The organism is Pseudomonas sp. GW822-FHT06D10 (genome assembly GCF_058799535.1).
Genome location: NZ_JBXALN010000002.1, coordinates 820582 through 845274, shown reverse-complemented (window position 1 = coordinate 845274; position 24693 = coordinate 820582). Strand labels below are relative to the sequence as shown.

At 54.7% G+C, this 24693-nt stretch carries 22 protein-coding genes and 1 tRNA gene; 5 read left to right on the top strand and 18 right to left on the bottom strand.

What is annotated here, in order from left to right; genetic code table 11:
• Nucleotides 1–102 precede the first annotated feature (102 nt).
• The 11 genes from AC1RL5_RS09470 to AC1RL5_RS09420 form a co-directional block, all read right to left on the bottom strand.
• Complete coding sequence (locus tag AC1RL5_RS09470) at nucleotides 103–846, bottom strand: fimbrial biogenesis chaperone (protein ID WP_072451033.1); 744 nt, start codon at nucleotides 844–846, stop codon at nucleotides 103–105.
• 27 nt (nucleotides 847–873) lie between these two features.
• Nucleotides 874–1440 (bottom strand): fimbrial protein, encoded by a 567-nt coding sequence (locus AC1RL5_RS09465; RefSeq protein WP_093404178.1) that lies wholly within the window; start codon nucleotides 1438–1440, stop codon nucleotides 874–876.
• A 1731-nt stretch (nucleotides 1441–3171) separates the two neighbouring features.
• Nucleotides 3172–3699: a fimbrial protein gene (locus tag AC1RL5_RS09460; RefSeq protein WP_072451038.1), complete on the bottom strand. Its 528-nt coding sequence runs from the start codon at nucleotides 3697–3699 to the stop codon at nucleotides 3172–3174.
• Nucleotides 3696–4181 (bottom strand): fimbrial protein, encoded by a 486-nt coding sequence (locus AC1RL5_RS09455; RefSeq protein ID WP_072451039.1) that lies wholly within the window; start codon nucleotides 4179–4181, stop codon nucleotides 3696–3698. The genes AC1RL5_RS09460 and AC1RL5_RS09455 overlap by 4 nt, the downstream gene beginning before the upstream one ends.
• Before the next feature lie 14 nt (nucleotides 4182–4195).
• On the bottom strand, nucleotides 4196–4678 hold the full coding sequence (locus tag AC1RL5_RS09450; RefSeq protein ID WP_083533719.1) for a fimbrial protein: 483 nt from the start codon (nucleotides 4676–4678) through the stop codon (nucleotides 4196–4198).
• A 14-nt stretch (nucleotides 4679–4692) separates the two neighbouring features.
• Nucleotides 4693–5220, bottom strand: a complete 528-nt coding sequence (locus AC1RL5_RS09445; protein ID WP_239690662.1) for a fimbrial protein — start codon at nucleotides 5218–5220, stop codon at nucleotides 4693–4695.
• Nucleotides 5213–5506: a hypothetical protein gene (locus AC1RL5_RS09440; RefSeq protein ID WP_072451040.1), complete on the bottom strand. Its 294-nt coding sequence runs from the start codon at nucleotides 5504–5506 to the stop codon at nucleotides 5213–5215. Before AC1RL5_RS09440 ends, AC1RL5_RS09445 begins: the two co-directional genes overlap by 8 nt.
• Nucleotides 5507–5548: 42 nt before the next feature.
• Entirely contained in the window at nucleotides 5549–6301 is a 753-nt protein-coding gene (locus AC1RL5_RS09435) for a fimbria/pilus periplasmic chaperone (RefSeq protein ID WP_176876745.1), read from the bottom strand.
• Nucleotides 6302–6408: 107 nt separating this feature from the next.
• Nucleotides 6409–8970, bottom strand: coding sequence for an outer membrane usher protein (locus tag AC1RL5_RS09430; protein ID WP_239690663.1), 2562 nt, complete (start codon nucleotides 8968–8970; stop codon nucleotides 6409–6411).
• A gap of 562 nt (nucleotides 8971–9532) precedes the next feature.
• On the bottom strand, nucleotides 9533–10096 hold the full coding sequence (locus AC1RL5_RS09425) for a fimbrial protein (protein WP_072451042.1): 564 nt from the start codon (nucleotides 10094–10096) through the stop codon (nucleotides 9533–9535).
• Nucleotides 10097–10267: 171 nt separating this feature from the next.
• Nucleotides 10268–10894 carry a response regulator transcription factor gene (locus AC1RL5_RS09420; RefSeq protein ID WP_072451043.1) on the bottom strand — a complete coding sequence of 209 codons (627 nt, stop codon included), beginning with the start codon at nucleotides 10892–10894 and terminating at the stop codon, nucleotides 10268–10270.
• A gap of 202 nt (nucleotides 10895–11096) precedes the next feature.
• On the opposite strand from AC1RL5_RS09420, the gene AC1RL5_RS09415 reads away from it, so the two are divergent.
• Nucleotides 11097–12308 carry an EAL domain-containing response regulator gene (locus tag AC1RL5_RS09415; RefSeq protein ID WP_072451044.1) on the top strand — a complete coding sequence of 404 codons (1212 nt, stop codon included), beginning with the start codon at nucleotides 11097–11099 and terminating at the stop codon, nucleotides 12306–12308.
• A gap of 254 nt (nucleotides 12309–12562) precedes the next feature.
• The gene (locus AC1RL5_RS09410) at nucleotides 12563–16066 is read left to right on the top strand and encodes a transporter substrate-binding domain-containing protein (protein ID WP_492589262.1); all 3504 of its coding nucleotides are present in this window, start codon (nucleotides 12563–12565) and stop codon (nucleotides 16064–16066) included.
• Between the two features lie 38 nt (nucleotides 16067–16104).
• On the opposite strand, the gene AC1RL5_RS09405 is transcribed toward AC1RL5_RS09410, so the two are convergent.
• Together AC1RL5_RS09405 and AC1RL5_RS09400 are read right to left on the bottom strand one after the other, a co-directional pair.
• Nucleotides 16105–16401, bottom strand: a complete 297-nt coding sequence (locus tag AC1RL5_RS09405) for a hypothetical protein (RefSeq protein WP_143031427.1) — start codon at nucleotides 16399–16401, stop codon at nucleotides 16105–16107.
• A gap of 676 nt (nucleotides 16402–17077) precedes the next feature.
• The gene (locus AC1RL5_RS09400; RefSeq protein WP_219737568.1) at nucleotides 17078–17278 is read right to left on the bottom strand and encodes a hypothetical protein; all 201 of its coding nucleotides are present in this window, start codon (nucleotides 17276–17278) and stop codon (nucleotides 17078–17080) included.
• 153 nt (nucleotides 17279–17431) lie between these two features.
• Between AC1RL5_RS09400 and istA the strand changes: the two genes are divergently transcribed.
• On the top strand, nucleotides 17432–18931 hold the full coding sequence (istA, locus tag AC1RL5_RS09395; RefSeq protein WP_106286594.1) for an IS21 family transposase: 1500 nt from the start codon (nucleotides 17432–17434) through the stop codon (nucleotides 18929–18931).
• Nucleotides 18924–19727, top strand: coding sequence for an IS21-like element helper ATPase IstB (istB, locus tag AC1RL5_RS09390; RefSeq protein ID WP_093404189.1), 804 nt, complete (start codon nucleotides 18924–18926; stop codon nucleotides 19725–19727). The genes istA and istB overlap by 8 nt, the downstream gene beginning before the upstream one ends.
• A 379-nt stretch (nucleotides 19728–20106) precedes the next feature.
• Here the strand turns inward: istB and AC1RL5_RS09385 are convergent.
• The 5 genes from AC1RL5_RS09385 to dapA all read right to left on the bottom strand — a co-directional run bounded on the left by AC1RL5_RS09385 (nucleotide 20107) and on the right by dapA (nucleotide 23797).
• A tRNA-Ser gene (locus tag AC1RL5_RS09385) sits at nucleotides 20107–20196 on the bottom strand.
• Nucleotides 20197–20280: 84 nt separating this feature from the next.
• Nucleotides 20281–20994 (bottom strand): phosphoribosylaminoimidazolesuccinocarboxamide synthase, encoded by a 714-nt coding sequence (purC, locus tag AC1RL5_RS09380; RefSeq protein WP_011059799.1) that lies wholly within the window; start codon nucleotides 20992–20994, stop codon nucleotides 20281–20283.
• Between the two features lie 28 nt (nucleotides 20995–21022).
• The gene (locus tag AC1RL5_RS09375) at nucleotides 21023–21781 is read right to left on the bottom strand and encodes an MBL fold metallo-hydrolase (RefSeq protein WP_011059798.1); all 759 of its coding nucleotides are present in this window, start codon (nucleotides 21779–21781) and stop codon (nucleotides 21023–21025) included.
• Nucleotides 21782–21785: 4 nt separating this feature from the next.
• Entirely contained in the window at nucleotides 21786–22901 is a 1116-nt protein-coding gene (gene bamC / locus AC1RL5_RS09370; protein WP_072451049.1) for an NlpB/DapX family lipoprotein, read from the bottom strand.
• A 17-nt stretch (nucleotides 22902–22918) separates the two neighbouring features.
• Nucleotides 22919–23797 (bottom strand): 4-hydroxy-tetrahydrodipicolinate synthase, encoded by an 879-nt coding sequence (dapA, locus tag AC1RL5_RS09365; protein ID WP_011059796.1) that lies wholly within the window; start codon nucleotides 23795–23797, stop codon nucleotides 22919–22921.
• Between the two features lie 327 nt (nucleotides 23798–24124).
• Between dapA and AC1RL5_RS09360 the strand changes: the two genes are divergently transcribed.
• Nucleotides 24125–24685 carry a glycine cleavage system transcriptional repressor gene (locus AC1RL5_RS09360; protein ID WP_011059795.1) on the top strand — a complete coding sequence of 187 codons (561 nt, stop codon included), beginning with the start codon at nucleotides 24125–24127 and terminating at the stop codon, nucleotides 24683–24685.
• Nucleotides 24686–24693: the final 8 nt, after the last annotated feature.

The window sequence follows — 24693 nt, the reverse complement described above, 5'->3', positions numbered from 1 at the left end:
GCACGCAAATGCCGATGGCACGGAATACGCGACATAACGAGGCCCCTGCCCCTCAAGAAAACCAAGCCACTGAAAAGCTCGCAAAAGTGATGAGTGACCCCGTCAAAGAAGCGACTTTTTCAGCTGGCCTCGGCCGCCGAAATCATCGATCACCTCATATTCAATTGATGCCTTGGCCGGCTGTGACGGAGCGCTCGCTGGCCAGGGAAAAGATTCATACCCGAACGGCGCGACCATGCCTGGCTTCAAATCGAATCGACGGTCTGACACAGCAACTTCCATGCGCCCGAAGGACACGTAATAAGGCGTTGGGTTGAACACTTTGATAACCGAAACTTGCGAAGCGCCTTTTCGACCTAACTCCCACTTGAGCTTTTCGCCAGCCATGCCCGCATTGCCAATCAAGTTTTCAGGACGGAAGAAAATCTTGATCCGAGTCCTGAATGCAAACTGCAATACGTTCTCGTCCTGTTTTCGCCGTGGTGGCGTTTCCAGTACATTCAGCCAGAACAATGACTCGCGATCTTTTGCCAAGGGTTCTTTTGAATAAGACACACGCAATATTGCCGAGCCTCCCGCCTCCACCCGGCTGACTGCTGGTGCCAGAAGAAAAGGAACCTTGATTTCCTCAGGAGATTTACTCGCATCGCCTTCGTCGATCCAACTTTGCGTCAATAAAGCCACAGAGCCGGTGTTACTCAACTTCAATGTAACTTCACGAGCATCTGCTGGATAAACCAGGCGCGTACCTTCCAGTACTATCCCGGCATGCGCGACCCCCGACAGTATCCCCAGGAACATGACACCGATAACGAGAGAATTAACAAAACGCGCAGTCGGCGTCATGACCTGCCCCTTAATAACTAATTGCTGTTATTGGTACGCAAGGGTGTAGCGGATGTAGGACACGCCCGAACCTGCACCGACAGTAGCTGCCGTAGATACGTATGCGGCCTGGTACTTCAAGGTTGCAGCATTGTCATCGGAGATCGTAGCGACCTGTGGTGCGCTCTCGGCCTGGCCCAGGAAGATTTTCGCCGGAGTAGTGCCATGGTCGTTGTAGACCTGAATCTGCACGCCAGTTGCCGGCTTGCTACCGATCAACTTGAGGTTGCCGGAGGCAGGATCGACGTTGCCGAGTTGGTCGAATTCAATGGAAACGCTCTTTTCGGGAGTACAGCTGGCACCCGAAAGTTGCAGTACAAACGGTTTCAACGGAGAAGTATCACCGATATTTTTAAACACAGTTGGGTTGACAGTACCGAGTTCAACATTGAGCTCGTTACCTTCGCCCGGCGCCTTGCCGTTGATATCGCAAGTTACGCTAGTGATGCTACCAGTGAACTTCACCACACCATCTGTGGCTTGAGCAAAAGCTGGAATAAATGCAGCCAGCACCAACCCGGTAGTGGCCATGGACAAGATAGTCTTGCGCTTCATCTGATTTCCTTTCCCAAATGACTATAAGGAATTAACAGCAAAACACTTCCCTCCGAAAGCAACCGGTAATAATACTGCCACCAGCCTGGAAGAACGGATTTACCTAACCTTATAAAAGTTAATTAATGCTGCTTGTTCCCGGCACCCCGGCCGGCTTGAACTAAAAGTTCGGACCGGGTCTGCCAGCAGCGACCAAGCATATAGAAGAGTCGATTTATTTGGATCAAGATCACTACAGCTTGATTTCCGGGAATGCTCCCGCAGAGAAACAGGAAATTTCTCGGAAGGGAAAACCAACTTAAACAACAGACAAACTAAAGTTATTCGCTAATAACAACTTCCTGGAATATCAATCCTATAGCCGATAGCAGCATCAAGTATTGTGGACTATTGATATTTGGCCACGCACCGCCGAATCGACCGGGCGCAGGACGCACTGATTCCGCCGGCGCTAACAGTTCGGCAGAAGGCGTTGCTGGAAAACGAGGGGGGCAGTCCAGTTTTAGGCAAAGAGGTGTCTACGAAACCCGGGGCGATTCATTAGCCAGCTACACCCGGTGCCCCCCAATAACGAGATAATTCGCGCTTCAAAGACTTTGTTTCCGCCCGTGCTTAGGCTGCTCGGACCCTCGGCGGGGCTTAATCCCCTTTCACGTATGCGAAGTTTCATAAGCTTTTGCGCTCCGCTGTCAGTGCATGTAGGCGGATGAAAAAAGGGTCGTATATTCACAATACCTCGAGGAGGAGCACTGAAGAGCCCGTGTAGGTCCCTGCGGTGGTTGGTGATTTGGTCAGTTCACCAATAATTGCAATGATAGGGTTGAAGTCATCTATATTTAGAACATTTGTTCCACTCTGGTGGAATGTTAACCGGACCGTCCCACCTCCCGTGGTTGTAACCTCCCCCCGGTTTGAAATAGTCATGCGGAGGGCAGTAGGCGAGGTGCATTTGATGTCCCACGTAGTGTTTCCTTTCAGCCTTTCTCCAACTTTCCCCGCAAGAGTGAGGCGCGTGTCATTGGCACTACAAGATACAGGGGGTGGAGTAGGAGTCGTGTTCTGCCTGCCTCTGACCGCCAATCCATTGCCCTTCTGCCCTCCGCACTGGATCATCCAAGAGTTCGAACTCCCTCCTAAGTAAATCACGGTTCCCACTGCACTGCGGAACAGGGCCGCAGCTTGGTTTATGTCATCGCATTGAGAGTTCCTATAGGCCCACGAAGGGGTCGCGCAATCATACCCTGCCTCGTAGCCCACGCCGCACGCAGCCCGCAGCAAGCTCCCCTCATACAACCTGATCGAGTAGTGCTGGCCCTGCAGGAACCCGTTCACGCCGATTTCGTTATTAGTGAAGTTGACGCTGGTCACGGTGTATTTAGTTCTGCCGTCGGCGGTAGTTCCGCCCGCTTGTAATCCTAGAGTAGCAGCGGGTGTCTGGATACCCACCAGGCTGCCGAGGACGAAGATAAAGGTCAGTATGTATTTGTTCATCATTGGGATTCTTTTATCCATGACAGGGAACAGGTGTTGCCCGCCCTAGTTCGGTGTGATTATAGGGTGCCCTGTATCTCGAGAGATTGAGGAATAACAAGTACTTACGCCCGACACTGGTGTGGGCGTAAGTACGGTATTGATTCCAACAAACGCAGGTGCCACACATCCGCATCTGGCGGCGCATGCAGGCGCCGTTTTCCCAACCAGACATAGGCCACCAATCAGTCACTCTCAGCCTTATTCATATTCCAGGCTAAAGGTGGCGATAGCACTGAAAGGTCCACGCTCAATGCTCTTGTTGGCTATCGCCTGCGGTTCGCCTTGCACATAGGCCAGCATCGTCAGGGTGTTGCTGCCGTTGACCAATCGAAAGCCTTCGCCAGGCTTATTCAGGGGTAGTTTCTGGCCGGCGAGGGTTTCCATTCCGATGGCAATACCGTTGGCCTGGCTGCCACCCGCAACCGCCAGCAACCCGTTCAGATTTGAGTTTTCAATACCGCTGAAGGCCACCTTCACGGTTTTACCCAGCCTCGCGTCGCATTCCGTCAGGCGAATTTCAAACGTCTGGCCGTGAGTGCGCTGGTTGGTATACAGGTACTTGTCTGTCACCGTGCCAAAGTCCAGTGTCACGCTCTCACTCCCAGGCGCAATCACACAAGGCTCCGCCACCAAGGCGCCGTGTAGCCGAACATTCTCGGCCTGCACCGTCTGGTTAAACATCAACACCAGCGGCAGTGCATAGAGGTGCCTTTTGCTCCAGCTCATTGGTACACCGCCCGCAGGGTCGCGGTGGCCTCAAATGGCCCCTCCATCAAGACTGCGCCCGCCCGTTTGACTGGTACGGCGTACAGCTTCGGCGGACTGGTCTGACTGATGGGGATCGCCTTGTTCAATTCAAAAGGAACGCCGTTTTGCTGGATCTGGATCGCCAAATCAGTCACGTTGCTGGTCACTGCCGCGGCATCGAAATCCGCCGGGGTACCCATGATTTCCAGCGTCATGTCGCTGGCATTGGAATTCGGGTCGCAGGTGATTTGGTAATTCATCACTTGCTTGTGGTTCACGCCATCCACTTTTTTCACGCCTACCCGAGTACCAAAATCCACATCCACCTGGCCGCCTTGGTTGATGGTGCACGGCGGTGACTCAATCAAGGTGCCGCGCAGCCTCACGTTATCGGTCTCCCAGTCGGCCGCGCTCAAGATGCCACTGACCAGAAAAAGCAACATGCCTGCATACAGTTTCATGACGTTAAACCTGCTCACCGGTACTCCACCCTCATGGTCGCGATCGAATTGAAGACACCGCCACTCAGCGTGGCGCCGGTACGTTTGACCGGCACTGCGTAAAGTTTCGGCCAGTTCGGGTAGGTGAATTCCTTGGCGCTGTTGATAGGTAGCCGAGTGTCATCATTCAGTATTGCAATGCCGAAGTCGGTGATATTGGTCAACAACACATTGCGATCAAACGCCGCGCCCGAGCCCTCTATCCGGATACTCATTGCACTGGGGGCTCCCGTCGGGCATTGCACGGAGTACGGAACTTGCATTTTTTTATAAGTGCCGTCCACCAGGGTGGTCTGCACGTCGCTGCCGAAGTCAACGACAATAATGTTATTGCCACTCACCTTGCACGGCATTGACTCAATCAGGGTGCCGCGGAATCTCAGGTTATCTACCTCCCAATCTGCTGCACTCAAGATGCCACTGACCAGAAACAGCAGCATGGCCGCATAAAATTTCATCACGTTATACCTGTTCACTGGTACTCCACCCTCATGGTCGCCACCGCAGAGAAGACACCCCCCCTAAGAGTGGAACCGGTACGTTTGACCGGCACTGCGTAAAGTTTCGGCCAGTTCGGGTAGGTGAATTCCTTGGAGCTGTTGATAGGTAGTCGAGTCCCACCATTCAATATTGCAATGCCGAAGTTGGTGATATTGGTCTCCAACACATTGCGATCAAACGCCGCCCCGTATCCTTCTATCCGGATATTCATCGTTCTGGGGGCTCCTGCCGGGCACTGCAGTGTGTAAGGCACTTGCATTACTTTATAGCTGCCGTCTACCAGGGTGGTCTGCACATCGCTGCCGAAGTCAACTACCACAATGCTATTGTTGTTAACCGTGCACGGCGGCGCCGTGAGGATCACCGTCACATTGATGGTGCTGGATGAGGACGCCATGACCGACTGAGCTGTAGCTACCAACACAACCAAAGCAACGCACAAGGCACGGCGCACATACCGGTGTGACATTTCAGTGGCCACACTGCTCACGTTACTCATAGTCAGTTCGCAAACTTAGTTGGGCTGAACACGCCTGCGTCAATCCGTTGCTAACAATGTCTCCCAGCTCCATAGCCCATTGCGTCGAGGGCATTTCCAGCCGGCAGACACTTCCCGTGAACGCGCCATGCACACGCAACACGCCATTAACACTTTCCACATTGGCGTTATCTTCAGCCGGGTCAACCGGCTGTAGCGGCGCCACTTGCACCGCCGCCGGCTTTACCCACAGGAATTGCCACTCCTTGAGAGACAAAGCTGTATTGGCTTTTTTTCGCTGTTGCATGTTTGGCTCCTTCATTGCGTCATGCCCCCCATACACCCGTCATCAATTTGGCTTGACGGGCTTGGCCTTGCAGTCCTCACCAATGCAGGTGAACTGCAATTGCGGGCGACCTCCGTAGTCATTGACATAGGTCAGTACCGGGGTCGGGCCCAGCACGGAAACGCTCAGGTTCAGCGTTTCCTTACCCTGTGGCGCCACCATAATCGGTTCAAACCCCTCTGCACCGGTGCTGTCGGGTTTGCTGCCTGCGTCGACTATCGTCACGTAATACGGCGTCGGGTTATTCACCTGGTATTTGTCACCCTGCTTCTTCAGCGTCAGTTGTTCCTGCCAGGGCACCATTCCCATGGTTGCGCCCAGGGCTTTTGGCCGATAAAACAGCTTGATGCGCGTCTGGAGTGCCAACTGCAACGTGTTGGGTTTTTCGCTCTTGGGCGGGATTTCACGCAGGTTGAAATAGAACAGCGTCTCGCGGTCCTGCACTAACAGATTGGCGGCCGGCATGGCCTGTACCTTGATCTGGCTTTTGGCCCCAGGCTCCAGGCGCTGCAGGGGCGGAAGTGCGGTCAAAGGGCTGGTGATCTTATTGCCCTGCTCATCCTCCACCCAGCCTTGCGCCAGGTAAGGAAGCGTTTTGTTTTCATTGCTGATACTGAGACTGATGGACTTTTCTCCACCGTTAAATACCGCCCGGGTCCGATCCAGCGACACGGCGGCTTGCACCTGTTGCAAGCCCAGCACGCTCAACAGCAAGCCGCCAACCACGCTGGAAAGAGGATTACTCTGTATGTTCATCTTTAGTTACTCACCGTTTGTGTCACTGAAAAAATAAAAAGAAGTCCGCCGAAAGGAACGTCACGCCAGCCTGCCAAACGTGCAGCAGGTGTCTTTGCAGTACGGCGTCAACTCAGCGGTTTTTTTGGCGAATCGCTGGAAGGTATTTGTGTGCAAGGCAACACCAGTTCTGCCATGTCGCCCTCGGAAATCTGCGCTGGCATCTGCAGCGCACACTGCGCTTGACCATTCCAATACACGCTCATTTCCCCACCGGGTTGAATGCCGCTGAGGTAGACGCTGCCATCGTCACTCACGAGGCCCACTTTCTGGCCCTTGGGGTTTTTCACCGTGGCACCAAAGGGTGCGGTTGAACCATCGCTCAGTTGGATGATCACCATCGCTTTCTCACCGGCCACTACCTCAAACCGGCGATAGCCAATAGCTCCCTCAGTCAGAGTGGCTTGTGTTACCGAGCGTGCCACTTCGGCATTTTCCGGCAATTTATTAAGGTCAATGCTGACCTGGTTACGGTGATAACTGTTGACGTCGGTGACCACGGCTTTACCAAATCGGTTAGTGCGAACAGAAGCGCCATACCCCGAGATCGGAATGTCCGCGACGCCATCGGTGTCGACCAGGATTCGAGTACCGCCAATAATGTTCGAGCGGTGCAACGCTGCCCCCTTTGTGGACGCCGTCGCGCCGCCCTGCAGCGACATACCGACCGACGCATAACGGCCCTCCTGATAGCTGGTATTGGCATTGACCCGGGCCAGGGTACCGTCATGGCTGTAGAAGCCACTGGCGGTGGAACCGCTACTGTTTTTGCCGCCATTGAGCTGGTAACTGTCACCATTTTCGAGACGGTCGTAGTAGCCCACCTGATGACTGTTTGCATCACGATCGTAGCTACCGCTATAGCTGACAGAACTGTTACCTCCGCCCAGTGGTAGTGAGAGCGAGAGGTACATGCCATCATCGTTGGAACCGTTGTACTTATTACGGTACGCCGTCATCGACAGGTTTAGTGCCCTGAACTGACCGACGCTGAAGTTCTTAGACAAGGTAAACGTGTATCGGTCGTTGGCCTTGGTATTCCAATAGGTCTGGTGGTCGTAATTGAGATAGGTACTCAACCCGCTGTCGCGGAAGTTCTGCCTGAAACTGACGTTGTATAGTTCTTTGCTGTTTTCATTACGTGTGCCGAAGCTACGGGCATTCAGATAATCGCTCATGGACATGTAGTCTTCTTCCGAAAAACGATACCCGGCAAAGGTCACTTGACTGTCGTACTTGTCGAAGTTTTTCGAATAGCGCAGCCGATAAGAGGCGCCGCTCAGGGTGTCTTGCTCCGTTTGAGGCAGTTGGGCCCGCGACTGGGTGACGTCAAACGACAATGCCCCATATATCATCAAGTCACGTCCCATGCCTAAGGCCAGGGCTTTGTAATCACCGCCGTCTACACCTCCTCCGTAAAGCGACCAACCATTACTCACCCCCCACGAAGCTTCTCCGGCGATGAACATCTGCCCTTCGGTGCTATGGCTGAAGTCTGAGGGTTGGCCGCTGCTTAGCTTGTAACGCACGGCGCCTGGCCTGGTCAGGTAAGGAACGCTGGCGGTTTCGACAGTGAACGACTGTACGCTGCCATCTTGCTCCTCTACCCGCACATCCAATTGCCCAGAAACGGCATCATTAATGTCTTGAATGCGGAACGGCCCCGAGGCAACCTGAGTTTCATATAACACCCGGCCCTGCTGGCTGATCACCACTTTGGCGTTAGTACGCGCAACGCCTGCAACTTCCGGGGCGTAACCACGCAGATTAGGCGGCAACATGCTGTCATCGGTGATCAGGCTGACGCCGGTAAAGCGAAAGCTGTCAAAAATATCGGAATACAGGAAGTTCTCACCCAGCGAAACCTGCGCCCCGAGGCTTGGGATAGCCTTGTAGGCGTAGTAACGGCTCCAGTCCCAGCTATTGCCCGAGCCCTGGCCATTGCTGCGATGATCCAGCCGCGTTTGCCAGTCGGCACGCAACCGCCAGGCGCCCATGTTGGCCCCCACCGTGCCGTTGCCGCTCAGGCTGTTGGAGGTACCACCGCCTTGCTCCTCGCGCTGACTTTGGCCGTTCATGTAATAGTCGACGAACAGGCCAGGGATACCTTCGTCCCAACGCGACGGAGGATCCCAGCTATCTATGGCATATTCCAGATAGGCCTGCGGTACGCTCACCATCAGGCTGGAAGTTCCTAGTTCAGCACGTGCTGTGACGCCCGGAAGACTTTCAAGTAGCAGGCATTCCCCCTGATGCCACCATGTTAGTTTTTTGGTGATATCTGGCTTCAATCCGAACTGCTCGACCAGCGCCGGACTGAGACACGCCACACTGTCGTTTGCATCCTGCTCTGAGTGGTAAAAAACCACAGACTGCTCAGGCTGCTCCTGCCTGTTAATACGCACGAGCATCGTGTAATCGCCCGGCATAATATAAGCACCACGGGAAAACTGGCTCAAATCAATATTCTCGCGATCTTTAACATCTAGAACGTCAGTATTGAATTGTATTTCTTCCGCACTGGCATAATAACCTACACCGCCAAATGTGCAGACTATAAAAACACCAAGTGTGCGCAAGCAGAAAGTTAACAGCGCCCAGCTAGGCCCCCTCATACTTAATCTATCCAATTAAATTCTTTTTCGCGCCGCACATACGCCAATCACTTTCAAAATATTGTTGTGCCCGGCCACATATCACTGCTAACCAACAGTCCCAAAACAAACAAAAAAAAAACCCGGGCGCCGGCGGACTGTCCGCGAGCACGAGACTAAAAACCGTTAAATCACCACTCACCTTGACTAAGGTTATAACGTGGGATAACTGCTCGAGACTGTAACGATTGGGCTAGTGCGTACCAACTGCAGAGCATAAATATGTGCATGCACATAAACCCCGAAAAACTCTACCCCCACCTAACTATCAAATATCAAATTAAACATGACACCTATAAATTTAATACTTAAGCGGCAGGCGTTAACTCAAGACCAATATTCACAATACAAAGACTCATTTCACACCTTCGAGCACCGACGAGCAGCCAATCAGGCAACAGGCTGCAAATAGAAGACTATCTTTTAGAATCGGTAAAATATTAGAAGACCGCAAGCGACCAGACGACTGGTGTTAAGCAGATAAAAAATGCATGTGGTAATATTTCCCACATGCATAAAAATTTATATTGAGATCAAATCAGTTGTAGGACAGCATAAAGTTAGCGACGCTATTGAACGCCCCCGGGTTAATGGTGTCCGCAGCACCACCGTTACCTTTGAGATAAGCACTGAACGCCAGAGTGGCGTTAGTAGCACCTACGCTAATTAGTTGGCCTGCTGTCGCGGTACCCATAACAACCTGCGTACCGTTACCATCAGTAATTGCAATGCTTGCACCGCTAGCATCGCCAGTGATACCCAGCAAACCACCTGCACCGGCCGGACCATCGAACGTTGTCTTGACATTTTTAGCGGTCGCAAGGCTGCACTTTTCAAGGCGAATTTCAAAAGGTTTCGGCTCGGAGTTACCGCTGTTAGCCAGGGTAATGTTAGATATCGAACCCAATTCAACAGTTTGATCGACAGAGTTCGGATCAATAGAACAAGGAGCGTCAATAATAGCGCCGGTAAACGTAATTCTACCGTGACCCTGGTCTTTGGCTGGAGCTGGAGCTGGAGCTGGATCTTCGTCAGCAGCCTGTACGCCACAGGCAACACCTAACATCAACGCTGTCACTATGGCCAGTTTGTTGAATTTCATTTTACATTCCTAAATTAATTTTTTGTCCTATCGGGAGTTCAGTTGAGCCCTCGAAGCTCAAATGTCGCGAAACCATCGAGCCTGGGCCAGAATATGCGTTAGGAATGTAGAAGTACGCAGGACGTTACCCAAGACAGGCTAGGAAATATCCTACATAATTTCAGATGCCGATCAGATAGTCAGCGAGTTGCGCTTGGCAAATTCAGCTAGGTCCACCAACGAAGCGACGCCGATCTTTTGCAATAAACGGGTCTTATAGGTGCTGATGGTCTTATTGCTAAGGAATAACTTTTCACTAATCTTCTTGTTCGAAAAACCCTGGGCAAGATACTGCAATACTGTCAACTCTCGGTCGGTCAGCGATTGGATCTGCTTAAGTTCAGTCAACTGATCAGCTGAAATTACACTGTCAGAGACCAGCGAAGGGAAGAAGGTATAGCCCGCATCCACAGCCTTGACGGCAGCGATTAAGTTGTCGAGCCCCTCTTCCTTGTTGACAAAACCACGGGCGCCGAGCTGGATGCAGCGTCGGCAGACGGCGTCGGCCGGCTGCGAAGTCAGCATAAGTATCTCGCTGCGCACGTTCAGGGCCTTGATGCGGGTGATGACGCTGAAGCCATCAAGCTTGGGAATGCCAATGTCGAGAATCACCACCTGCGGGGTTAACTCACGTACTAGCTGAACAGCATCAAGTCCATTGTCTGCCTCGCCGACCACGCGCATACCGTGCTTTTCCAGCAGTATCTTGACCGATAGCCGAACCACCGGGTGATCGTCAACTATGAGAACACTATGCATCGTATTTTTACCTCTTGAGCGCGGCGGTGCGCAGCAGTGCAACTTAAGGATAGCTAAGGCTAACACCATTAGACGAACCGGTCCTACTGTAGGACCTTCGGCTGTCTGCCTTCGGAAATTTCCTAGAAAAGATAGGAAGCCTCTCATTTAGACTCTAGTCGCACCCTCTCACACTGCCCCCCCTTTTTTGTGTAGATGCGCAATGCAAAACTTGACTGTGATGGTGCTGGAAGATGAACCATTCCAACGCCTGGTCACTGTGACCGCGCTGGAGAAAATACTGTCGAGCCCCGTCCTGCAAGCCGCTGACGGAGACGAAGCAATTGCTGCCCTCGAAACTTGCAGCCACATAGATATCGTTCTCTGCGACCTTAAAATGGCAGGTACCGACGGGCTAGCCTTCCTACGCCATGCCAGCAGCAGTAGAAAAGTCCGTGCAGTAGCGCTGTGCAGCGAACTGGATCCAGTTCTACGCCATGCCACTGCATCGATGATCCACTGCCTTGGTCTAACCTATCTCGGCGATCTGGGGAAACCATTCAACAAGGAGGGTTTCAATGAATTAATCACGCGCTACCAAGCGCACTGTAATGCCACGCCCAGGTTATTACTTCCGTCCGAACTGCCAACTCTAAACGACGTGCTGCTAGGTTTGGACAACGGCGAGTTCGAGGCTTATTACCAACCCAAAGTCACCCTTCAAGGGCAAGCGTTGGTAGGAGCAGAAGTGCTCGCACGCTGGGCCCATCCGCAACTGGGGGTGCTAACACCTGCGCACTTCTTACCGGTGATGGAACAACACCACCTGATAGACAGAATGTTCTGGCATCTGTTCGAGCAGGGTTTGGCGCTGCATCAGCGACTGGTGGAGCTAAGGTTGGAGTCCCACTTAGCGTTTAACCTACATCCTATGCAATTAGCCAACCGTGCTTTGACTCATCGTATACCGATACTCCTCAGACAGGCGCAAGTGTCACCGTCTAGCGTGATGTTCGAGATCACCGAATCAGGTCTGCTCAATGCACCGGCCAATAGCCTGGAAAACCTCGTACGCTTGCGCATTCTCGGATGTGGTCTTGCCATGGATGATTTTGGAGCAGGCTACTCATCGCTAGACAGGCTCAGCGAACTGCCGTTCAGCGAGATCAAACTTGACCGGGCATTTGTACACAAGATGCAAAGCCAACCCAGAAGCGCGGCAATCATCAGCTGTTCGGTGGCCCTCGCGCAGTCTCTGAACATCGAATTGGTCATCGAAGGTGTAGAGACCCTCGAGCAGCAGGCTCGACTGATTGATCTGGGCTGCACCGTTGCCCAAGGCTTTCTATTTGCCCGACCTATGCCGGAAAGTCACTTCATAAACTACTGCATGGACCGAAGTACTCGCCGGGCTGAGACATCACCTGATGAATGAACGAAGGCAATAGTGCTGAACTAAAAGCGCGCTATCCGAATCGCTGACGACTACTATCGTTACGTCACGCCCCCAATACCACTCCCGCAAGGGTTGGCTCCGCCCCCCTGGGCACTTTCGGTCTGACCCCCATGTACCTACGCTCTCTCTGGCTAATCCTGTGCCCACTCCTGATAACCACTCCTGCAGTGTATGCACAGATACCTTTGCCCTATCAGGCGCTTGCCAGCAAGTTACATATTGACCACCACGAAATGGAAGCTTCGCCTGAAGATTGGCTCTGGCTGCGACACAAAAGTGAGCTGAAGGTCGGTGTATCCGCCAGCGAATCGGCACCGTTCTCGATCAAGACTGCAGAAAATCAGTACGAGGGTATCAGTGCTGATACAACGAACCTCATTTCGCAGCTATTGGGGGTGCCGTTGAAGGTCGTTCCATTCGCCAATGACGAGGAAGCCGAACAAGCGCTGATAGCAGGTACTATAGATTTGATCAGCGGAAATCATGGCCAAGCATCGCCCCTGGATCTGATTTTCAGCAAGCCTTACACCCAGGATCGGCTTGCCGTGTTCAAGCGTCGTTCGGAGTCTCGGCATTCGCCCGCCAATTTGGCAGGCTTGAGTGTGGCGGTCACCCGCGAGCACATTAACGAGTTACAGCAGCTGTATCCTCGGGCTAATTTCAAGGTCTACTCCGACCACGACAAGGCGATTGCCGCTGCCGCCTTTGGGCAGGCAGATGTTTATCTCGACGACCTGTATAGCGCTTATTACCAAATTAATCGTTCATTCTACGGTTATTTGAGCTTTGAGCGATTCAGCGAACTATCCATCGACGGTTACCGCTATGCCTTTCGCGGAGACAATACGCGACTCCAAGGCTTGGTTAACAGCGCCATCGTCGCCATCGGTGAGAATCAAATGAGGCACTTCGCGATGCGCTGGGTTGGTAACAACTTCGTTCCCAGATCAGATCCCATCGACCTCACGGTGCAAGAATCCCGATGGATTGAGCGTCATCCGGTGGTTCGACTGGTGATCAATGACGACTTGGCCCCAAGTGCATACTTCGATTCCAATGGGGTATTTATCGGCAGTGTAGCCGATCTTCTTGAAGTGATAACACTCAGTACCGGTCTGCATTTTCAGGTGACGTCGTATAGCGGTAGTTTCTCGCAAATCATGAATGCGCTACAAACGGGCGACTCCGATTTGGCACTTATGACTGCCAGCCCTGAACGTGAAGAGTTCCTGCGCTTTTCCCGACCGCTCTTCGTCGATCCCTTTGTGCTGCTCACCAACAGTCAAGAAAAACACAAGTTAGTAGACCTGGCCGATAAACGTGTGGCGATTGCCACCGGCCACGTCGCTATAAAAAGCCTGCACGAACTCTACCCCAAAGCGATACTGATCGAAGCTGGTAGCACAGTGAATTCAATGAATCTTCTCTATGAGGGACAGGTTGATGCCGCGGTCACAGCGCTACCCGCAGCACGCTATTACATCGAGAGGTTATTTCGCGACAAACTGGTCGTCACTCAGGCGCTTGATATCGAACCTGGCACGATTAGCTTTGCTTACCAACGACGTGACGCGGAATTGCAGTCCATAATAGAGAAGGTATTGCAAAGCATGGAGCCGGATGAGCTCAATACCCTTTACAACCGCTGGCGCTCCCCACCGGGTATGAGCGGAGAGACCTGGATCAATTATGAACGGGTGATCCGTCAAATTGTATTAGCCGCAGTGGTGATGCTGTTGCTCGCGTTGGTCTGGGTGTTTTACCTACGTCGCGAGGTCAAAGTAAGAACCAAAGCCGAGCAGAAACTCAACGACCAACTACGGTTTGTCGAGACCTTGACTGACTGTATGCCCCCTTCCCTTTACGTGTGTGACTCCAATGGACGCATGGTGTCGTGCAACCGCAGCTTCCTCAAGAGTGTTGGCTTGAGCAGTGAACAGGTGCTGAACAAGACACCCGATCAGCTACCTAGGCAACATTTTGAGAGCTCGCTTGAGTTTCACCAGGAGCACTTGCATGCCATACGTGACAGCCAGACGATCGAATCGGTACATACCATTCAGCTACAAGGAAAAGAGGTATGGATTAGCCACTGGGTACAACCGTTCCAAAACTCAAAGGGCATCACCCAGGGAATTATCTGCGGCTGGCTGGATATCACCGAACATCGACAACTGGTGCAGCAGCTACAAGAAGCGAAGAGTCATGCGGACGAAGCCAGCAGGGCCAAGAGTAGTTTCCTGGCGACGATGAGCCATGAGATTCGTACGCCAATGAACGCCGTTATTGGTATTCTTGAGCTAGCGCTCAAGCGCGCCGATAGCGTACCTATCGATCGTGCCAGTATCGAAATTGCCCATACCTCTGCGAAAAGTCTCCTGGAATTAATCGGCGATATTCTCGATATTGCACGCATCGAATCTGGCCGTCTGAGCCTCTCGCCAAAACGCACCAACCTGAGGGAGTTGATTGAGTCGGTCGCACGGGTGTTTGAAGGGCTGGCCCGGCAGAAACGCCTGAACTTGGTACTGGAGATCGACTCGAGCATCAATTGCGACGTACTGGTTGACACACTGCGTTTTAAGCAAATCCTCTCCAACCTCGTCAGCAACGCGATCAAGTTTACTGAAGAGGGCGCGGTAAAGGTCAGCATTACAGGTGTCTTGATCGATAGCAGCCTACTCAACGTAAGGCTTAGCGTCGAAGACACGGGGGTTGGCATCAGTCTGACTGATCAGCAGCGGCTGTTTCGCCCCTTTACCCAAGTGCAACGAATTGTGCAGCAAACCGAAGGTTCTGGCTTGGGCCTGGTAATCTGTCGTTCACTCTGCGAGATGATGGGTGGCCGGTTAAGCATGAATAGCGCGCTAGGCCGCGGCACGCAAATTGACGTTGAGTTGCGCTTACAAGTTCTGGAGCGCATCAGCATCTCGCCGATGCTAGCGACACCTGTGCACAAACAACGTTATCGTTTGCAGGTACTGGTGGTGGATGATCATAAGGTCAATCGAAAGGTGTTGTCTCAGCAGTTGGCGTTTCTCGGCCACGATGTCAGCGAGGCCGAAAACGGCCGGGAGGGCTTCGAACACTGGCGCGAGCAACCTTTTGATATTGTCATCACCGACTGCCATATGCCGATCATGGGCGGTATCGAACTGACACGGGCAATTCGGCGAGCAGAGCTGGAAAGCGCACAGGAACCTACGGTGATAATCGGCCTTACCGCCGATGCACAACCAGAGGAGTTAGAGCTGTGTATTCTCGCGGGCATGAACGATTGCTTGATCAAACCGATCGGAATTGATGATCTGGACGCCCGCTTGTTGGAGCACTATTTGGCTGATGACGTAGATCAGCCTGCCACGGAGCAACTAATATCCATACCTGATTCGTTCAAACTGGTAGATCTTGCACCGCTGGAGCTTCTAATCAGTAACGAACCGATCAAGTTTCAGCAGATCCTTGATGAACTGATCAAAAGCAATCGAAAGGACTGTCAGATGATGCAGGTACTACTGCAAAACGGTGAGATAGACAGCCTTGTAGAGCTGGCCCACCGGATCAAAGGCGCTGCGCGAGTAGTAAAGGGCGAGCAATTGGTGGAGTGCTGTAGAAGACTGGAAACCGCATGTCAGAATTCAAAGATTGATTCGGGACAGCTCCAGCAGTTGGTAGGGCAGGTCGAGGTAGCCATTGCTGCACTAGAGCATGCGTTACTGAGTCTTCGCCAACAATAACCTAAATAACCTTGCGCATCAAAAAGTATCCTCAGAGGTTACTCGACCTGCATCCCTATTCGTGTAGCACTTGATTTAAAGGCTGCACTCCCCAAAATCCAACACTCATCCAAAGAGCGTGGATAGTTTTCAGCGAGCCAAACCATTGGTACATACACATGATTATCTCGAATACGGACAGATATTTTATCCCTTAAGGTGGAAGTCGAAACGGCTTTTTCGATACCGCCAATAGCAGCCGGAACAAAAATACTCCCATCTTTCGAGATACCCACAGTACGCTTCCACACTGGTAGTTTTTCTATTTCACCAGAGCTAACAACTAACCATCGCATTTAGCGCACCACTTGACTCGCCATAATTTTATTATGGTCTCTCGCTATTTCATCTAATACAACAGGAGTTTTCCCAAACTTTTACTGACTCCTTCTGCATCTCTACTGCGTCGGCTTGCTAAGCTGCCCTTACGCAAACATCTAGATCCTTTAGGCTTCATCCGCAAATGCTGGGTGCCTTCATCCTTGGCCAACTAGTGCATTGCAAGCTCCCAATGCCATCTCAAACTGATAACTACCTACCAACACATCCCACTCGCAGACATCGAGTTCCCCAGGGTTTCAGCCGTAGCTGCTGATCATCCTTGACCAGGTAGCGCATCGCATAGTGGACATGCGAACGGACCTCCCGGTCATTGCGAAGGATGACTCCGATTCCCAGACTGTCCCCGTACCTGCCATTGTCCTGATTGCAGCTGTCGAAATAGCCCACTCCCCGCGTCATCCCCTCCCATAACTCGCCAATCTGCCGTGTCTTGTAGATATCCCGACACACCTTGGCACTGTTGAAGAAGAAAGCAGCGTGGATGTGGTAGCCCCGATCCTGCCCTTGCTCGACGCTACAGATATAGCCCGTCTCATGATCAAAAATTGGGTTGCGCTCACGCTCGGCAATTAACCTGTCGAGATCATTAAAAACGTGCTCAACACGCTGACTAGCTTGAGACTCCTTGTGCTAAGACAGATTGACCCTGACCACAACGGTACGTGCGTAACGATCCAGCACGGCATCCGTGTAATCAGTGACCCTAACTTCCTGCTTCTTGGACTGATACCGACGATCGTCCTTCTTACGGCGATACCATTGCCCCCGAATCAACTGACGAATCTTCACGACCAGCAGATTCATGCTGCGGTGATGGTCCAGATAGGCCATTCTCCCTTCATTCAGGCAGACAGGACCGGCTGGGCTCCTTTCCAACCTGATATGCTGACAGGCTTCCCAGAATGTTGCCGCTGACCGAAAACTGACCCAGGTGTTCAACTGCTTCTGCTCACTTTCCGAGCAGGAGAACACAGGGTGATCAGCATGGAAATGTTGGGAAAAATCCGGCGGATGTACTTCCGCGACAAGCTCTCGCTGCACCAGATAGCCAAGCGTACCGGGCTGTCGAGAAACACCATTCGAAAATGGGTCAGAGCACCCGAAGCCACTCAGCCGGCGTACCAACGGTGCGCAACCTTCAACAAACTCAGTCCATTTCACGAGACGCTGGAGCAGGCGCTCAAGGCCGATTCGTTTCGGGCAAAGCACAACCGCAGAAGCGCCAAAGCACTCTTCGAACAGATCAAGGCTCTGGGTTACGACGGCGGCTACAGCCAGCTCACCGCCTTCATACGCTCGTGGCGCGGTGAGCAAGGCAAATCGTTACGGGCCTTCGTACCGCTGACCTTTGCACTCGACGAGGCCTTTCAATTCGACTGGAGCGAAGAAGATCTGCTGATTGGCGGCCTGTTCCGACGCATCCAGGTCTCCCATATGAAGGTGTACGCCAGTCGCGCATTTTGGTTGGTTGCGTATCCCAGCCAAGGCCACGAGATGCTGTTCTATGCCCATACCCGCTCGTTTGGTGCGTTAGGTGGGGTGCCGCGTCGTGGCATCTACGACAACATGAAGACCGCTGCCGATAAGGTCAACAAGGGTAAAGGCCGCATGGTCAATGCCCGGTTTGCCGTCATGTGTGCCCACTACCTATTCGATCCGGACTTCTGCAACGTGGCCTCCGGCTGGGAAAAAGGCATCGTTGAAAAGAACGTCCAAGACAGCCGGCGGCGCATCTGGCTCGATGCTCAAAACTGCATATTCCACACCTTCGAGGAACTGAATGCCTGGCTCGGCAAACGCTGTCGTGCGCTCTGGAGCGAGCTGGTGCACCCGCAGTACAACGGGCTGACGGTGGCGGACGTCTTGGAGTTGGAACGGGTCGAAATGATGTCGATGCCGACGGCCTTTGATAGCTACGTCGAGCGCACCGTACGGGTCTCCAGCACCTGTCTGATCAGCGTGGCGCGAAATCGCTATTCGGTGCCGTGTGAGCGGGTCGGCCAGTGGATCAGCAGCCGTCTGTATCCTTCCCGGATTGTAGTCATCGCCGATGAAACGACGATTGCCAGTCATGAGCGCCTGTTTGATCGAGATCAGGTCAGTTTTGACTGGCAGCATTCCATTCCGCTTATCGAGCGCAAGCCCGGAGCGCTGCGCAATGGCGCTCCGTTTGCTGATCTGCCGGAGCCTTTGCAACTGCTAAAACGCGGTCTGAGGCGTCACACCAACGGTGATCGAATCATGACGCAGGTACTGGCGGCTGTGCCCATCGCCGGGCTCGATGCCGTGTTGGTGGCGGTGGAATTGGTACTTGAATCAGGCAGCTTGAGTGCTGACCACATCCTGAATGTCCCGGCTCGACTGACATCGACAGCAGCCCCACCGTCCGCCGAAACCAGCCTTCAACTCAAGATAGTGCCTGTCGCCAATACGGCACGGTACGACCGGCTCCGTACCACCGATGAGGAGACTCGCAATGCGTGATCTTAAGGCGGAACTCAAAGAACTGCGTCTGCATGGTATGGCCAGCGCCTGGGAAGAACTGGCCTCGCAAGGCGAAGCCTCAACGACCTCGTCGAAATGGCTGCTTGCGCATCTCCTCCAACAAGAACATGCGGATCGAGCGGTGCGCTCAGTGAACCACCAGATGAATATGGCCAAACTCCCCATGCATCGTGATTTGGCCGGCTTCGACTTTAGCGCTTCCAGCGCAGACGCCCGCCTGGTCAGGGATCTGTCCAACCTGGAGTTCACCGATACCGCGCAGAATGTGGTGTTCATCGGCGGGCCTGGCAAAGGCAAAACACATCTCGCCACTGCCTTGGCTGTGTCCGGGATCACGACGCATCACAAAAGCGGGCGCTTCTACTCCATGGTGGATCTGGTCAATCTGCTGGAGCGCGAAAAGTACGACGGCAAGACGGGCCGCATAGCTCAAGGGCTGTTACGAACAGACTTGGTGATACTCGATGAACTGGGGTATTTGCCCTTCAGCCAGAGCGGTGGTGCCCTGTTATTTCACTTGCTGTCCAAGCTGTACGAGCACACCAGCGTGGTGATCATTACCAACCTCAGCTTCTCGGAATGGTCGAGTGTGTTTGGTGACGCCAAGATGACCACGGCGTTGCTGGATCGGCTGACACACCACTGCCACGTCGTCGAAACGGGCAACGAGTCCTACCGCCTGCAACACAGCAGCTTGGTCGCCCAGACGAAGATCAAGTCACGTGAACGAAAGCGCAAAGACGATGATGGTGCCGAGGACGATGAGCTGTTTTGATCTGCACCGAAAATACCCTGCCGCATGCCCACATGCGGTGGGGCTTAATGCCTCTTCCTCCGGGACACGATTGCTAAGCTTATCCATAATTGCTGATGTCAAATCAGCAATCCGCCCTGGGTCAATTTTCAATCGGCAGGGTGGGTCAGTTTTCAATCAGCGCCGACAGTCAACATGCGCTAGAGAACGCTATGGCAGTGCCAATGCGACACAGACGACCCTGGAGCCTGACGCACTCGCCAACACGGTAAAGCACTAGATCCCAAGCCACCTAACGACACGGATAACTTTTCAAAATCCACATGGGGGGAACAGATGGGGGAACAGAAACCGCAGAATGCAAAAAGGCCCCGCAAAGCGGGGCCTTTAGGCTAAATAATGGCGGAGAGATAGGGATTCGAACCCTAGGTACCGGTGAAGGTACAACGGATTTCGAATCCGTCCCATTCGGCCACTCTGGCATCTCTCCAACGGCGCGCATCATAACAGCACCTTTGCTCGAAGCGAAGCCCCCCGAGCAATTTTTTTCCGTGCTATCAGATGCTTGCGTCGATTACAGCGGTACGCCGAGGCGCTGGGCCACTTCTTCGTAGGCTTCGATCACATCGCCCAGGCCCTGGCGGAAGCGGTCCTTGTCCATCTTCTTCTTGGTGTCCTTGTCCCACAGACGGCAACCGTCCGGGCTGAACTCGTCGCCCAGAACGATGGAGCCGTCGCTGAACACGCCGAACTCCAGCTTGAAGTCCACCAGCAGCAGGCCGGCGTCATCGAACAGCTTGCTCAGCACTTCATTGACCTTGAGCGACAGCTCTTTCATGCGCGCCAGTTGCTCGGCAGTACCCCAGCCGAATGCCACCACGTGGGATTCGTTGATGAACGGGTCGCCCTTGGCGTCGTCCTTGAGGAACAGCTCGAAGGTGTAGGGGTTGAGCTTCATGCCCTCTTCCACGCCCAGGCGCTTGACCAGGCTGCCGGCGGCGTAGTTGCGCACCACGCACTCCACCGGAATCATGTCGAGCTTCTTAACCAGGCATTCGTTGTCGCCCAGCAGCTTGTCGAACTGGGTCGGCACGCCGGCGGCTTCGAGTTTCTGCATGATGAAGGCGTTGAACTTGTTGTTCACCATCCCCTTGCGGTCCAGCTGCTCGATGCGCTTGCCGTCGAACGCCGAGGTGTCGTTGCGAAACAGCAGGATCAAGCGGTCGGCGTCGTCGGTCTTGTAAACCGATTTGGCTTTGCCGCGGTAGAGTTCTTCACGTTTTTCCATGATGGGCTCCGCTTGCTAAGTAGGTGGGCTAGGCGATGTGGCGCCAGTCGAGCCCTGAATCTTGATCGGCCAGTTGCAGCCAGTCCGGGTCGCACCCGAGGGTGTCGACAAAACATTGCCGGGCCAGCTGCGGCAGGTTGTTCTTGCTGCTCAGATGAGCCAGGACCAGGTGCTGCAGGTCCTGCCATCCCAATTCGGCCACCAGGCTTGCGGCCTGATGGTTGTTCAAATGTCCCAGGTCGCCGCCAACCCGCTGCTTGAGAAAGTACGGGTAATAACCCCGTGCCAGCCGATCCCGGCAATGGTTGGCCTCGATCATCAAGGCATCCAGGCCACGGTAGCCGTCCAGCACCCCGGCGCAGTAGGAGCCGAGGTCGGTCAGCAGGCCGAAGCGCCGCTGGCCATCACTGAAGACAAATTGCGTAGGTTCCTGGGCGTCGTGGGCCACGGCAATCACGTCGATGCGCAAGGCGCCGATCTGCAGCGACTCGCCACCGCGGACAAAACCCGCGACCTCCACCGGTTTGCGCATCCCGCGCAACGTGCCCTGGCTGAGGTAGACCGGTAGATTGTAGCGCCGAGACAGCAAACCCACGCCATGCACGTGGTCGGCATGTTCGTGGGTTACCAGGATGGCGCTCAACTGCGCGGGATCGACTCCCAGACGCAGCAGGCGCCGCTCGGTTTCCCGCAGGGAGAAACCACAATCCACCAGAACGCAGGTGTCGGCACTGACGATCAGCGTGCCATTCCCTTGGCTACCACTGCCGAGAACGGCAAAACGCATCGGATCAGCCCAGGTTGTCCTGAATCACGCCCAACACCTTGCGTGCCACATCGGCCGGCGCCACGGTGTTGATGTTCTTCTCGACGGTGACCTGGACGTTCTCGCCTACCTTGCTCAGGCGAACCTGATAGCGCTCGGCACGGGCTTCGACCTCTTCCTTGGCCGGCTTGCTGCCGAACAACTTGCCGAAGAAGCCCGGCTCGTCGTCTTTCTTCTCGGCTTTTTCCGCCAGGTTGATGTAGTACAGGCCCAGGCTGCGGTTGATGTCCTCAACCCGCCATTCACCCTGTTCCAGGGCACGGCCAACGCTGGACCAGGCGCGATCGAGGTCGGCGCCCAGGTTCAGCACCGGGTTGCCGCTGCCATCCTCGCTGAGGCTGACTCGGCTCGGGGTATCGAAATCGCGGGCCGCCAGCAGAGACACCGAACCGCCCTTCTCGGAGGTGCGGCTCATGCTTGCCAGCATGTCGTCCACCAGCGCTGCGTCCAGGCCGGTGTTGACCGAACGGTTGGTGAATTCCACGTCGGCAGTGCTGCCGGCGGGACGCTCGGCACTGACCACATAGACTTCACTGGTGTTGCGCTGCACGCCTGGCTCGATGCGTACCCGCACACGGGTTTCGCTGTCGGCGGCGACGCCGGCACTGCTCAGGCGCTTGGCCACGGCAGCGGAAAGTTCGTCGGAACGCTGCCAGCCGGTGGTGAACTCACCGGTTTGCGGGCGCTGTTGATCCAGGCGGAAACCGTTGTCCTGGAAGAACTGCACCGCCACTGGCCAGACTTCGGCCGGTGGATGCTGGGCCATGACCCAACGCGAATCGCCGCTCTTTTGCAGGGTGTAGTCGCTGGCATCGGCAATGGCCGACAGCGGCTGTGGGCGAGGCACTTCGTACTCGCCCTTGACGTTGTCGTCGGCCACGTTGCGCGGAATCGGCAGCAGAGGGTCCAGACGCTTGGCGGTCTGTACATCCGGCGGCAATTGCATCGGTGCTGTTTGTTGCGCTTGCAGGTAATCGCTACCCCGGTCACGGAAGTAGCCTTCCGGGCCCCAGATCCAACCGCAGCCACTGGTGCTGGAGATAATCAAGGCAAGTGCGGAAAGTCCGGCCATTCGCTTCATGCGTTGTACTTCCTCAATTAAACCAAGACGCCGGACTGGCGCATGGCCTGCCGCAGCGGTTCGTGACAGGCGGCACTGAGCCAGGTGAGCGGCAGACGGATACCGTCCGGCATCAAGCCCATTTCGTGCAGGGCCCATTTCACGGGAATAGGGTTGGATTCGATGAACAGAGTCTTGTTCAGCGGCATCAGGGTCTCGTGGATCTCCCGGGCCTTGGCGGCATCGCCGGCCATGGCCGCGGCGCACATCTGGCTCATGGCCCGTGGCGCGACGTTGGCGGTCACCGAGATATTGCCCTTGCCGCCCAGCAGGATCAGCTCGACTGCGGTGGCGTCATCGCCGGAGTACACCAGGAAATCGCCGGGCACGCCGGCCAGGATGGCCTTGGCGCGCTGCAGGTCGCCGGTGGCTTCCTTGATCCCGATGATGTTCTTCACGCTGGACAGGCGGATCACGGTCTCGGCCTGCATGTCGCATGCGGTGCGGCCCGGAACGTTGTAGAGGATCTGCGGGATGTCCACGGCCTCGGCAATGGCGCGGAAATGCTGGTACAGGCCTTCCTGGGTCGGCTTGTTGTAGTACGGGGTCACCAGCAGGCACGCATCGGCGCCGGCGATCTTCGCATTGGTGGTCAGCTCGATCGCTTCGCGCGTCGAGTTGGCGCCGGTACCGGCGATCACTGGAATGCGCCCTGCAACCTGGGTGACCACCCGACGAATCACTTCGATGTGCTCGTTCACATCCAGGGTGGCCGACTCACCTGTGGTGCCGACCGCCACGATGGCGTTGGTGCCCTCTTGCAGGTGGAAGTCCACCAGTTTGCTCAGGCTGTCCCAGTCGAGATTTCCCTGTGCATCCATGGGTGTGACCAGTGCCACCATACTGCCCGCAATCATGCAACCGCTCCTGCCGGAAAAAGAGAGCGGTAATGGTACTGGCGCCAAGTTCCTTGCACAAGCGAAGTCCCGCGCCATGAGCATTCCCCTGAGCGATGGTTTTCGCTACCCTTCAGGCTTTGATCGCTACTGATAAGCGTGTAGACCGGGTTATCGCCTGCCTGTTGGATCTGCAAAGCCCCATTCCCGCGTTGCCAGCCTGTGTTCCGAGCGTTTCGGGGCCAGTCGCCGGCTTGTGGTCCGAGGCCTTGAAGTTCCGCCGGCGACGCTTGCCCGGTACAGGCTTGTCAAAAAAGTACCGACCGCTCATCGCTTTAGGAATGCTGCATGTCCACCCCCACAGTTCGCGAACAATTCCTTGTCATCAGTGCCCTCGGCGCCAACCCCATGGAGCTGACCAACGTCCTGTGCCGCGCCAGCCATGAAAACCGCTGCGCCGTGGTGACGTCGCGCCTGACCCGGCATGGCGAGTGCAGCGCGCTGGTTCTGGAGATTTCCGGCAGCTGGGACGCCCTGGCGCGCCTGGAAAGCAGCCTGCCGTTCCTGGCCAAGAAGCATGCCTTCACGGTCAACGTGGTGCGCAGCGCCGCCCTGGAAAGCCGCCCCCAAGCCCTGCCTTATGTGGCCTACGTCAGCGCCGCGTACCGCTCGGACATCGTCAATGAGCTGTGCCAGTTCTTCATCGACCATCAGGTCGAGCTGGAAAACCTCACCTGCGATACCTACCAGGCTCCACAGACCGGCGGCACCATGCTCAATGCCACCTTTACCGTGACCCTGCCCGCCGGCACCCAGATCAGTTGGCTGCGCGACCAGTTCCTGGACTTTGCCGATGCCATGAACCTCGACGCGCTGATCGAACCCTGGCGCCCACAGAACCCTATGTAAGGAAGCCC